This is a genomic window from Ferrovibrio sp., assembly GCF_029255545.1.
In the GTDB taxonomy this organism is placed as follows: domain Bacteria; phylum Pseudomonadota; class Alphaproteobacteria; order Ferrovibrionales; family Ferrovibrionaceae; genus Ferrovibrio.
This window is the reverse complement of sequence record NZ_JANLJJ010000115.1, coordinates 1-12,059: the sequence shown is the minus strand read 5'-3', so window position 1 is coordinate 12,059 and position 12,059 is coordinate 1. Positions and strand designations below refer to the sequence as shown.

Sequence of the window (12,059 nt, the reverse complement as noted above, 5' to 3'; positions counted from 1 at the left end):
GGCTTGATCTTGAAATAGCCGCCGTCGCGGTGGATCAGCGGGATGATCTTCTTCTTGCGCGAAAACACCCGGCGCATGGTGGTCGAGTGATCCTTCATCGTCTCGAATTCTTCCGGATCAAGCTTGAAGATGCGGTCGAAGGCCGCGACCATCTCGTCGACGAAGGCGCGCTCCACCACCTGCATGTTGGAGATGATCCAGCAGCGGTCCTCGAAATCCCAGTAATAGGTCAGGCCGATGAAATTGCCGGCCTTGTCGAGATAGGGATAGAAGGGGAAGGAGCGGCAGGCGATGGTGCGGTTGTCGCGCTCGCAGAAGGCCGCGCCCTTGCATTCGATGGCGCAGGCATGGCTGGTCAGCTCGTTGACGATCCTGCGCGAGGCCGCGTCGTTCGGCTTGTATTTGAACCACAGGTCGGTGCGGCTTTTCAGCAGCTCGAACTCGGCCTTTTCCACCACGGGAATGGCGTTGTCGGTATCGCAGCAGACCGGCTGGCCCTTGTTCAGCGGGGCGCATTTGCGGCCGCAATCCACCTTGGCCAGGTTGGCATTGTAGCGTTTGTAGATGTCAGCGAACTGGCGCGGGGTGATTCGGGGCTGGCTCATGGCGGCGCACCATACGCGGGCGGCCGGCCGACGCCAAGCGGAAAGCTTCAGCCCAGCAGGAAGCCGGCGAAGAGGATCAGGCCGGTATCGCGGTTGGCGCGGAATTTCGCCAGGCAGTCGGCGCTGTCATCGGGCTTTAACGCCAGTACCTGCCAGAGGAAATGCAGGGCGGCGATGCCGAGGCAGATCCAGAAGGGCCAGCCCAGGCCGGCCATCCAGCCGACCAGGGCAAGACCAAGCAGGGTGAGGTCGTAGAAGCCGGCGATCCACAGCCGGGCATGGTTGCCGAACAGACGGGCGGTGGATTTCACGCCGATCAGCGCGTCGTCTTCCTTGTCCTGCAGGGCATAGATGGTGTCGTAACCCAGCGTCCAGACGATGCCGGAGGCGTAGAGAATCAGCGTGATCCAATCGAGCCGGCCGCTGACGGCGGCATAGCCCAGCACCGCGCCCCAGTTGAAGGCTAGCCCTAAGAAGAATTGCGGCCACCAGGTGTAGCGCTTCATGAAGGGATAGATGGCGACCAGGCCTAGCGAGGCCACACCGAGCAGGATCGCCAATCCATTCATCTGGATCAGCACGGCGAAGCCGATCAGGGATTGCAGTACCAGCCAAGCCCAGGCCTGCGTCACGCTCACCTGGCCCGAGGGGATCGGGCGCAGGCGGGTGCGCTCGACCTTGTCGTCGAAATCGCGGTCGACGATGTCGTTGAAGGTGCAGCCGGCGCCGCGCATCACCAGCGCACCGATGCCGAACAGCAGGATCAGCCAGTGATCCAGGGCCGCTTCAGCCGGCCGGGCCAGCGCGATGGCCCACCAGCCGGGCAGCAGCAGCAGCCAGGTGCCGATCGGCCGGTCCAGCCTTGAGAGCCGGGCATAGGGTCGCCAGCCTGCCGGCAGCCAGCGCTCGACCCAGTGGCCCCGCACGGCATCGGCCGGCGGAGCGTCGGTCTGGTTCGTGACTTCGGGGTCGGGCTTTGCCATAACGTTCCTGTAGTCCCACTCTTGGTCCCTTACAAGCATGAGCAATATCGCCAAAGCGCGCCTCTTTGTGCCTGCTGACCTGAACGGCGGGGCGGAGGTCGCGCTGCCGCCGGATCAGGCGCATTACCTGCGCCATGTGCTGCGGCTGGGCGAGGGCGATGTGGTGGCCCTGTTCAATGGCCGCGATGGCGAATTCCATGCCGTGCTGAGTGCGATGGGCAAGAAGGATGTCCGCCTGCAGGTGGGAATGCAGACGCGGCCTTTCGCCGCCGCCGCCGACCTGTGGCTGTGTTTCGCGCCGATCCGCCAGGGCCGCATCGAGATGGTGATCGAAAAGGCCACCGAACTGGGCGTCGGCAAACTGCTGCCGGTGCAGACGCGGCGCTGCCAGATTGCGAAGGTGAATGGCGAACGCCTGTCGGCGATTGCACGCGAAGCGGCCGAGCAGAGCGAGCGGCTGGATGTGCCGTCCATCGAAAACCTGGTCACGCTGGAGAAACTGCTGGCCGAATGGCCAACTGAGCGACGGCTGTATGTCTGTGCCGAGCGCAGCGAGGCTTTGCCGCTGCTGGCTGCCCTGCAGTCCCGTCCAAAGGATGAATCCTGTGCCCTGCTGGTTGGTCCGGAAGGTGGTTTCGCGCCCGAAGAACTGGAGTCCATGCTGCGTCATCCTGCCATCGTGCCGGTGACGCTGGGGCCGAATATCCTGCGCGCCGAGACGGCGGCCATTGCGGCCCTCGCCATTTTACAGGCGGCGCGGCAGAATTAATCCACATCATCGGACGTCATGGCGCAGTCGCCGCCGGGTGGTATCAGGGTACTAGACAGGCCGACCGATCTGCCCCATATGCCGGAGGCAGCCGCTCGGCCGCCGCCACAGCTTCAGTAACGATAACAATAATCATTTCGAGGTCACCATGTCCGGACCGGCCCAGGCCCCAGAAACGCCGATCACCAACAAAGCGCAGCTTGTCGAGTATCTGGCGCAGGGCAGCAAGCCGAAATCCGACTGGCGCATCGGCACCGAGCACGAGAAATTCGCTTACAGCACTGCCGATTTCCGTCCGCTGCCTTATGAGGGCGAGGCGAGCATCAAGCGCCTGCTGGTGGAGTTGCAGCGTTTCGGCTGGCAGCCGGTGAGCGAGGGCGGCAACGTCATCGCGCTGACCATGGACAACCAGTCGATCACGCTGGAGCCGGGCGGGCAGTTCGAGCTTTCCGGCGCGCCGCTGGAAACCATCCATCAGACCTGCATCGAGGTCTCGACCCATCTGAAGCAGTTGCGCGAGATCGACAGCGAGATCGGCGTGGCGATGATGGGGCTGGGCTTCAATCCGAAATGGCGCCGGCAGGACATTCCGGTGATGCCCAAGGGCCGCTATGGCATCATGAACGCCTACATGCCCAAGAAGGGCAACCTGGGCCTCGACATGATGTTCCGTACCTGCACCGTGCAGGTGAACCTGGATTTCGCCGACGAAGCCGACATGGTGAAGAAGTTCCGCGTCGGCCTGGCCCTGCAGCCGCTGGCCACTGCCTTGTTCGCCTACTCGCCCTTCACCGAGGGCAAACCGAACGGTTTCCTGAGCTATCGCAGCCAGATCTGGACCGATACCGACCCAGACCGCACCGGCATGCTGGGCTTCGTGTTCGAGGACGGCATGGGTTTCGAGCGCTATGTCGATCATGCCCTCGACGTGCCGATGTATTTCGTCTACCGCGACGGCAAATACATCGATGCCTCGGGCCAGAGCTTCCGCGATTTCATGGCCGGCAAGCTGCCGGCCCTGCCGGGCGAAAAGCCCACCCTGCGCGACTGGGCCGACCACATCACCACGCTGTTCCCCGAGGTGCGGCTGAAGCGTTATCTGGAAATGCGCGGCGCCGATGGCGGGCCGTGGTCGCGGCTTTGCGCCTTGCCGGCCCTGTGGGTCGGCCTGCTCTATGAGCAGGATGCGCTGGATGCCGCCTGGGACATGTGTCGCGACTGGACCATTGCCGAACGCGAGCAGCTGCGCCTCGATGTGCCGAAATTCGGCCTGCATACCGAACTGCGCGGGCGTCACCTGCAAAGCTACGCCGTCGAGATGATGAAGATCGCCATGGCCGGACTTAAGGCGCGCCATCGCCTGTCGCCGGCTGGCGAGGATGAAACGCATTTCCTCGAACCGCTGGTGCGTATCGCGGAATCGGGCGAGACGCCGGCGGAGGAGCTGCTCAAACTCTATAACGGGCGCTGGAACCGGTCGGTTGATCCGGCCTTCACCGAGCTGGCGTATTGAGCCACACTTTCAGCCGCGCGGGATCGTAAAGCGAGCGTGGCAGGTCGGCGGCAAGGGCCGACGGCGGCGCGGCGATGGCATTGCGCAGGGTGGCCAGATGTTGCCGCGCCTGCGGCCATTGGCCGTTTTCGGCAAGCATCGCGATGCCGACAAGCTGCCGCGACCAGTCTTCCAGCGCCGCACGGCTGCCGCGCATGTCTTCATCGGCGAAGCGTTCGTGGATGAAGCCAAGCTGGCCGCGGATCATTGTCGCGATCCGGCCTGCCAGCGCCACATTTTCCTCACCCAGCGGCACGCGCAGGGCATCGAGATGGTCGAGAATGTCGGCCAGGTCCTGCTGCAGCGTGACCGGCTGTGGCGTCTCGTCGACCGGTCGCAGTTTCTCCTGATAGGCAACCAGCGCGTCGAGCAGCAGGGCATCAGGCTCGTCGCCGGCGAATTCCATCACGATGACGCGGCGGGTGAAATCGCGCAGGGATGCCGTGCGGGCATCGTGACCGAAACGGTCTTTCGTTTTCACGCCGCGCAGGGACGGGATGTCGAGCGGATTGTCGCGCTGATCCTCGCCGCGCAGATGCCAGAAGGCATGGCTGACATCGATGCGGCCCGGCCGGTCGGACAGGCCGGGGATGAAAAAGGCATGGGTGGCGAAACCGTTGGCGTGGCAGGCCTGGCAGGACAGGCCCGCCTTGCGCGCCGTGCCGCCGAGGATATCCGGCGAACGGAAGGCCAGCCGGCCAAAGGCAACATAGAAGTTGCGGCCTTCCTCCAGCCGCTCGGCCGGCCGCTGGCTCAGGTTCTCCAGGGACAGGCTGCCGGGCGGCAGCCACTCGCGCGCGCCGAGCAGCGACTGCGCATCGGCCTCGCCAGAGACGAGGCCGAGAAGCATGACGACAATAACAGCCAGACGGCGCACGGCCGCGAAGATCAATCGGCCTGCGGCGGCAGGGCGTGGTCCATCTCGCGGGCCGGCTGGTCGCAGCCGCAATCGCCCAGCAGCTTGGCCGGCACGCCGGCGGCGGTGCAATGCGCCGGCACGGGTATCAGCACCACGCTGCCGGCGCCGATCTTGGCGCCTTCGCCGATCTCGATATTGCCCAGGATATTGGCGCCGGCGCCGATCAGCACGCCACGGCGGATCTTGGGGTGGCGGTCGCCGGTTTCCTTGCCGGTGCCGCCCAGGGTCACGTTCTGCAGCAGCGACACGTCGTCTTCCAGCACGGCCGTCTCGCCGATCACCACGCCGGTGCCGTGATCGATCATGATGCCGCGGCCGAAACGGGTGGCCGGATGGATGTCGACCCCAAAGACCTCGGACGAGCGGTTCTGCAGCAGGAAGGCCATGGTCTCGCGCTTCTGGTGCCACAGCCAATGCGCCACGCGGTGGGCCTGGATGGACTGGAAGCCCTTGAAGAACAGCAAAGGCTTGAGGAAGCCGCGACAGGCGGGATCGCGCTCGTTCACCGCAACCAGGTCGGCGCGCACCGCATTGCCGATATCCGGATCGGCGGCGAAGGCTTCCTCGATTACCTCACGCATGCCCAGGGCCGGCAGCGCGTCGCTGGCCAGCTTCTGTGCCAGGATGTAGCTGAGGGCGTCTTCCAGCCGCTCGTGATGCAGGATGGCGGAATGGGCCAGGCTGGCGAGCAAAGGCTCCTCGGCCGCGGCGCGCAGGGCTTCCTCGCGGATCGAGGCCCAGACCGGGTCGTGGCTGACGATCTTGTTGGCAATGACGGGCATGGGGCTCCCCTTCGGTACCATTGCGACAGTTTACGCGGCTTTGGCGGTGCCGCCCACCGTCAATCCATCGATCAGCAGGGTCGGCTGGCCGACGCCGACCGGCACGCCCTGGCCCGACTTGCCGCAGGTGCCGACGCCGGCATCCAGCTTCAGGTCGTTGCCGACCGCCTTGACCTGCTTCAGCACCTCGGCGCCGGCGCCGATCAGGGTGGCGCCCTTGATCGGGGCGCCGACCTTGCCGTTTTCGATCATGTAGGCCTCGGTGCAGGTGAACACGAATTTGCCCGAGGTGATGTCGACCTGGCCGCCGCCGAAATTCACGGCATAGACGCCTTTCCTGACGCCGCCCAGGATTTCGGCCGGGTCGCGGTCGCCGGCCAGCATGTAGGTGTTGGTCATGCGGGGCAGCGGGCTGTGGGCGAAGGATTCACGGCGGCCGTTGCCGGTCGGCTTCATGCCCATCAGGCGGGCATTCATGCGGTCCTGCATGTAGCCCTTCAGAATGCCATCCTCGATCAGCACGGTGTTTTCGGTCGGCGTGCCCTCGTCGTCGACGCTGAGCGAGCCGCGCCTGCTTTCGATGGTGCCGTCATCGACGATGGTAACGCCGGGGGCAGCGACGCGCTCGCCCATCATGCCGGAAAAGACCGAGGTCTTCTTGCGGTTGAAATCGCCTTCCAGGCCATGGCCGATGGCTTCATGCAGCAGGATGCCGGGCCAGCCGGGGCCGAGCACCACGGTCATCTCGCCGGCCGGGGCCGGCACGGAATCCAGGTTCACCAGGGCCTGGCGCAAGGCGTCGTCGACTTCCGCCTGCCAGTGGACCGGATCGAAGAAGCGGGCATAGCCGACGCGGCCGCCGGCGCCGCGGCTGCCGGTTTCCATGCGATCGCCCTGGCCGGCGACGACGGAGACGTTCAGCCGCACCAGCGGGCGGATATCCTCGACCATGACGCCGTCGGCGCGCAGGATGGCGACGGCCTGCCACGAGGCGGCCAGCGAGGCCGAAACCTGCTTCACGCGCGGATCTTTGGCGCGGGCATAGGCGTCGATGGCCTGCAGCAGGGCCACCTTCTGCTCGAAGGGAATCTCGTTCAGCGGATTGTCGTCGCCATAGAGATGCCGGTTGGTGGGCTGCGGCGGCTCGCTCATCACGCCGCCATGGCCGGCGCGCACGGCCCGCACGGTGGTGGCGGCGCGGCGGATGGCCTCTTCACTGAGATCGGAGGCATGGGCATAGCCGGTCTGCTCGCCCGAAACGGCGCGCAGGCCGAAGCCCTGGCTGGTGTCGAAGCTGGCGGCCTTCAGACGGCCGTCGTCGAAGCTGAAGCTTTCCGACTGGCTGTATTCGAGGAACAACTCGCCGTCATCGGCGCCCTGCAGCGCATCGCCGACCAGGCCGTCGAGACGCGCCCGGTCGAGCCCGGCTCGGGTGAAAAACAGTTCCTGGGCGGCGGACGTGCCGGTCATGCTAACCCCTTGGCGGCGCATTGAAAAAATAGCGAAAAACAATCCGGCACGGCCGGTTTGTGCATTATATGGCGCAGGAACAGGGGAAATACAGCCCCCGGCTGGCATGCCTCCCGGCCAAGGTCGTCGTCAGCGTCGCCGGCGGTCGCCCGGTTCTTTTTCCGGCGGCGCTTTCAGCGTCGCCGGCGGTCGCTTTGGCGCAACTGGCCGGCCATGTCCTCGGGCGGCACCGGCCGGCTGATCAGATAGCCCTGCATCTCGCTGCAACCGACGCCGCGCAGGAAATCGCGCTGCGCCGTGGTCTCGACGCCCTCGGCCACGACCGGCAGGTCAAGACCGCTGGCCATACCGATCATGGCGCGGACCAGGGCGATGTCGCGCTCGTTGCCGGGCAGGTCGGCGATGAAGGCGCGGTCCAGCTTGATCTTGCGGATCGGCAGACGCTGGATGTAGCTGAGCGACGAATAGCCGGTGCCGAAATCGTCCAGCGCCGCATCGATGCCGATCTCGGCCAGGTCGCGGATCGCCTGCACGGTGGCTTCCATATTCTGGATCGCCGCCTGTTCGGTGATCTCGATGCCGAGGAAGGGGATCAGCTCCGGCTCTTCCTGGGCCATCTTGCGGAAATGACCGGGCAGGTCGTCGCGGATGAACTGCTGGCCCGAGACATTGACGAAAACGCGGCGCGGCTCGATGCCGTCGCGCCGCCAGCTGCGCAGCTGCTCGCAGACGGTGGCGAAAACCCAGCGGGTAATCGCAATGATGCTGCCGGTTTCCTCGGCCAGCGGAATGAATTCCGCCGGCGAGATGGCGCCCAGATCGGGATGACGCCAGCGCAGCAGCGCCTCGATGGCGCAGATCGCGCCGGTCGAGGTCTCGACCACCGGCTGGTAGACGATGTGGAACTCGTTGTTGTCGATGGCGGCATCGAGATGCATCGTGAGCTGCAGGCGCCGCTCGGCCGCGCGGGTCATTTCCGGGCTGTAGAAGCGCGTCGAGTCGCCGCCGGCCGAGCGTACCAGCTTCATCGCCAGCTCGGCCTTGGCCAGCGCGTCGCTGATCTTCTCATCCGGGTCGTCGATGATGGCCGCGCCCATGCTGACCTTCAGCGGCACGACGCGACCGTCGATCGCCAGCGGCTTGGTCAGATGCGCATGTACGGCCTGGGCGAGGTTGAGGGCATTGTTGAGATCGTTCACCGCAGCCAGCGCGGCGAACTGATCGGCGGCGATCCGCCCGACCAGGGCCTCGCGCGGCAGCATTTCCGCCAGCCGGTCGGCGGTCTGTTTCAGTACGTTGTCGCCGATATGGTAGCCAAAGCCCTCGTTGATGTCGCGAAAGGCATCCATGTCGAGGTTGAACAGCACCCACAGCCCGCCATCCAGGCGGTGCTGGGCGCCCAGCATGCGTTCGGTCTCGGCGATGAAGCTCGAGCGGTTGAGGATGCCGGTGAGGGGGTCGTTGCGACTGGCGAATTCGGCGCGCAGTTCCACGTCGCGCCGATCGGAGATGTCGCGCACGATGCCGACGAAGCCGGGGCCGTCCTCGCCGGCATATTCGCCGACGCTTAAGTGGATCGGGAATATCTCGCCGGATTTCTTGCGGCCGAGCGTATCGCGGCCAAGCCCGAGAATCTTCGCCCGCCCGGTGGTGAGGTAGTTCCGCACGTAGGAATCATGGCCGGAGCGGAAGGGCTCGGGCATCAGGATCTTGACGTTCTGGCCGACCAGTTCGCCGGCCTCATAGCCGAAGATCGTGGCGCAGGCATCGCTGACGCTGGAAATGGCGCCGCTGCCATCAATGCACAGCAGGCCCTCGTTCATGGTGTCGATCAGGTTCCGCAATGTCTCGCCCAGACCATCATCGCGCGCGGCGGGGCGTTTCGGCGTGGCCCTGGGCTTGGCCGCGGCGGCGGCTGGCGCTGCGGGCGCCGGCGGTTGGACCGGCGGCGCCCATTCCTGGTCGACATCGGATAGCAGGCGCCAGCTCGGGAACGTCATCTGCGCCTGCGTGCCGGTGCCGACCGTGCTGCTCAGGCCGAGCGAGCCGCCATGCAGCTCCATCAGCCGCTTGCTGATCGACAGGCCCAGCCCGGTGCCGCCATGCTGGCGCGCCACCTCGGCCTTGGCGAGCTGAAACGGCTCGAAGATATGCTCCAGCCGGTCGGGCGTAATGCCGATGCCGGTATCGATCACGGTCAGCGACGGCGTGCCATCGGGCAACTGGCGGAACACCACGTCGATGGTGCCGCCACCGGGCGTGAATTTCACCGCGTTGCCCAGCAGGTTGATCAGCACCTGCTTGACCACGCGCTCGTCGGCGCGCAGCTGCGGCAGGGTCTCCGACGACAGGTTGCGCAACGTAATGCCGCCGCGTTCGGCCTGCGGCCGCACCATGGTCAACGCCGACTGGATCACGGCCGAGAGGTCGACCGCCTTTTCATCCAGCGCGTAATAGCCGGCTTCGATACGCGACATGTCGAGGATGTCGCCGATCAGGGCAAGCAGGTGGGTGCCCGAAGCATTGATGTCGCGGGCATAGTCGACATAGCGCGGCACGCCGACCGAGCCGAACATCTGATCGCGGATGATTTCCGAGAAACCGATGATGGCGTTGAGCGGCGTGCGCAGCTCGTGGCTCATATTGGCGAGGAACTGGCTCTTGGCGCGACTGGCTTCCTCGGCCTGGCGCAGGGCCGCCTCGATGCGGCGCTGCTGGCGGTACTGGTCGGTGATGTCGCGGCCGGAGCCGCGATAGCCCATGAAGCGGCCGGCGGCATCGAAAACCGGCTTGCCGTTGATCTCGATCCAGATTTCGTCGCCGGTCAGCAGCGAGCAATAGCGGAAACCGCGAAAGGGCTCATGATTGTCGAGCTGGCGGCGATGCTCCTGCCAGAACAGCATGTCGGTTTCGCTGTCGCTCTGGATCGCGACTTCCCAGCGGCAGCGGCCCAGCATGGTGGCGCGCAGGCTGCCGGTCTGGGCGGAGGAGGAGTCGGAAATCCAGGTGAAGCGGTGATCGGCATCGGTTTCCCAGAACCAGTCCGAGGCCAATTCGGCGAAATCGCGCAATTTGTATTCGGCCACCTGCAGGGCGACCTGGTGCATCTTTTCCGGGGTGGTCGCTTCGGCGATCACCATCAGCCCGGCGACGCGACCGGCCCCGTCATTGAGCGGGGCGACCGTCAAACCCTGACAGAGCCAGCCATTGGCCCAGCGGATCAGGGTGTTGCCGATCTGGCGGCGCCCCTCCCGCCGCGTGGTTTCCAGCATGGCGCGGACCTTGTCCGACTCGCCCAGCGCAAAACCGGCCGACAGGCCCTGCCCGGTCAGGGTCTCCGCGCTCATCTCGGTCAGCGCGGCATAGGCCGTGTTGCAGGACACGTATCGGTAGTCATCGCCCGGCCCATACTCAACCGTAAAGGCGGGCCGGTCGAGCCAGTCCAGAATGTCTTGCGTCAGTTTACGCTGATTGAGATCGAGCATGCCTGCAGCCCTTGGGAAAGGGCAGATTAGGGGGCCAGCCGCGGCGGCGCAAGCGCAAGCCAAATCAAGGGGTAAGCCACCGAAACAGGTGCGCGCCGGGTCGCAGCGACAAATCGTCGCACAAGGGCGCCGGGCTTGGTCGGGCGGCAAAAGCTCGGTGTATGTTCCCGCCTCGAAGAGTGAGACTCTGTCTCGAGTTACAAGCGAGGGTATTAACGATGGGGTGGAATACGTTTGCCGAGGCCTGCCGGGCAACGCGCCGCGTTTCGGTTTCGGCCGCTATGGGGGCGCTCGCCGCCGCCCTGTTTCTGAATGCGCCTGCGATCGCACAGACGCCCGGCCTGCCGTCCCCCTGGCATCTCGGCATGCAGCCGGCGGTCAGTCCGGTGGCGGCCGAAATGCACAATTTCCATGACCTGCTGCTGTGGATCATCACGCTGATCTCGGTTTTCGTGCTGGCGCTGCTGGTCTATGTGATCGTGCGCTTCCGCGCCTCGGCCAATCCGGTGCCGTCGAAAACCGCGCATAACACCCTGATCGAAGTCGCCTGGACGGTGGTGCCGATCCTGATCCTGATCGTGATCGCGGTGCCGTCCTTCAAGCTGCTGTATTTCGGCGACAAGACCAAGCAAGCCGAGCTCACCATCAAGGCGATCGGCAAGCAGTGGTACTGGTCCTACGAATATCCCGATAACGGCAACTTCACCTTCGACGCCACCATCGTGGCCGATGCCGACATCAAGCCCGGCCAGGTCCGCCTGCTGGAAACCGACAACCCGGTGGTGGTGCCGGTCAACACCAATGTCCGCCTGCTGGTCACCGCGGCCGACGTGATCCATGCCTGGGCCATGCCGGCTTTCGGCGTGAAGAAGGATGCCGTGCCGGGCCGCACCAACGAGACCTGGTTCCGCGCCGAGCGCGAAGGCGTCTTCTACGGCCAGTGCTCGGAAATCTGCGGCGCCTACCACGGCTATATGCCGATCAAGGTGCAGGTGGTTTCCAAGGAGGCCTATGCCAAGTGGGCCGAAGAGGCGAAGCAGAAATTCGCTTCCGTCGACGGTCCGTCGCCGCGTCTCGCCGACGCGCGCGCCGCCCAGTAACGCATCGATTTAAGGAACAGGGGAGCGCTATGTCCCAGGCTCACGCCCACGCGGCCCACGATCATCACGACGATCATCACCTGCCGACCGGTTTCCGCCGGTGGGTCTATTCGACCAACCACAAGGATATCGGTACGCTGTACCTGATCTTCGCCGTCATCGCCGGCCTGATCGGCGGCCTGATGTCGGTGCTGATGCGCGCCGAGCTGATGAGCCCGGGCGACGGCATCCTGGCGGGCAACCATCACCTGTTCAACGTGCTGATCACCGGTCACGGCCTGATCATGATCTTCTTCATGGTCATGCCGGCGATGATCGGCGGCTTCGGCAACTGGTTTGTGCCGCTGATGATCGGCGCGCCGGACATGGCCTTCCCGCGCATGAACAACATCTC

Annotated in this window: 10 protein-coding genes; 4 read left to right on the top strand and 6 right to left on the bottom strand. The window is 65.2% G+C overall.

The annotated features are described in order from the left end of the window. On the bottom strand, positions 1-605 hold a 605-nt coding region (locus Q1J79_RS20465; protein ID WP_300304442.1), incomplete at its 3' end, for a hypothetical protein. Between the two features lie 47 nt (positions 606-652). Then, a complete protein-coding gene (ubiA, locus tag Q1J79_RS20460) occupies positions 653-1,588 on the bottom strand; it encodes a 4-hydroxybenzoate octaprenyltransferase (RefSeq protein ID WP_300304439.1) in 936 nt (311 codons plus the stop codon). A 37-nt stretch (positions 1,589-1,625) separates the two neighbouring features. Between ubiA and Q1J79_RS20455 the strand changes: the two genes are divergently transcribed. Both Q1J79_RS20455 and Q1J79_RS20450 read left to right on the top strand, forming a co-directional pair. Further along, positions 1,626-2,357: a 16S rRNA (uracil(1498)-N(3))-methyltransferase gene (locus Q1J79_RS20455; RefSeq protein WP_300304436.1), complete on the top strand. Its 732-nt coding sequence runs from the start codon at positions 1,626-1,628 to the stop codon at positions 2,355-2,357. A gap of 148 nt (positions 2,358-2,505) precedes the next feature. Then, on the top strand, positions 2,506-3,870 hold the full coding sequence (locus Q1J79_RS20450) for a glutamate--cysteine ligase (protein ID WP_300304433.1): 1,365 nt from the start codon (positions 2,506-2,508) through the stop codon (positions 3,868-3,870). On the opposite strand, the gene Q1J79_RS20445 is transcribed toward Q1J79_RS20450, so the two are convergent. From Q1J79_RS20445 to Q1J79_RS20430, 4 genes are all read right to left on the bottom strand, one after another. Continuing rightward, positions 3,851-4,759 carry a hypothetical protein gene (locus Q1J79_RS20445; protein WP_300304430.1) on the bottom strand — a complete coding sequence of 303 codons (909 nt, stop codon included), beginning with the start codon at positions 4,757-4,759 and terminating at the stop codon, positions 3,851-3,853. The genes Q1J79_RS20450 and Q1J79_RS20445 overlap by 20 nt on opposite strands. Before the next feature lie 38 nt (positions 4,760-4,797). Further along, positions 4,798-5,610 carry a serine O-acetyltransferase gene (cysE, locus tag Q1J79_RS20440; RefSeq protein WP_300304427.1) on the bottom strand — a complete coding sequence of 271 codons (813 nt, stop codon included), beginning with the start codon at positions 5,608-5,610 and terminating at the stop codon, positions 4,798-4,800. Between the two features lie 30 nt (positions 5,611-5,640). Then, a complete protein-coding gene (tldD, locus tag Q1J79_RS20435) occupies positions 5,641-7,080 on the bottom strand; it encodes a metalloprotease TldD (protein ID WP_300304424.1) in 1,440 nt (479 codons plus the stop codon). Between the two features lie 173 nt (positions 7,081-7,253). Then, positions 7,254-10,565 carry an EAL domain-containing protein gene (locus tag Q1J79_RS20430; RefSeq protein WP_300304421.1) on the bottom strand — a complete coding sequence of 1,104 codons (3,312 nt, stop codon included), beginning with the start codon at positions 10,563-10,565 and terminating at the stop codon, positions 7,254-7,256. Between the two features lie 218 nt (positions 10,566-10,783). On the opposite strand from Q1J79_RS20430, the gene coxB reads away from it, so the two are divergent. Together coxB and Q1J79_RS20420 are read left to right on the top strand one after the other, a co-directional pair. Then, complete coding sequence (coxB, locus tag Q1J79_RS20425; protein WP_300304418.1) at positions 10,784-11,665, top strand: cytochrome c oxidase subunit II; 882 nt, start codon at positions 10,784-10,786, stop codon at positions 11,663-11,665. A 29-nt stretch (positions 11,666-11,694) separates the two neighbouring features. Then, the coding region (locus Q1J79_RS20420) for a cbb3-type cytochrome c oxidase subunit I (protein ID WP_300304415.1) at positions 11,695-12,059 on the top strand (365 nt) is incomplete at its 3' end.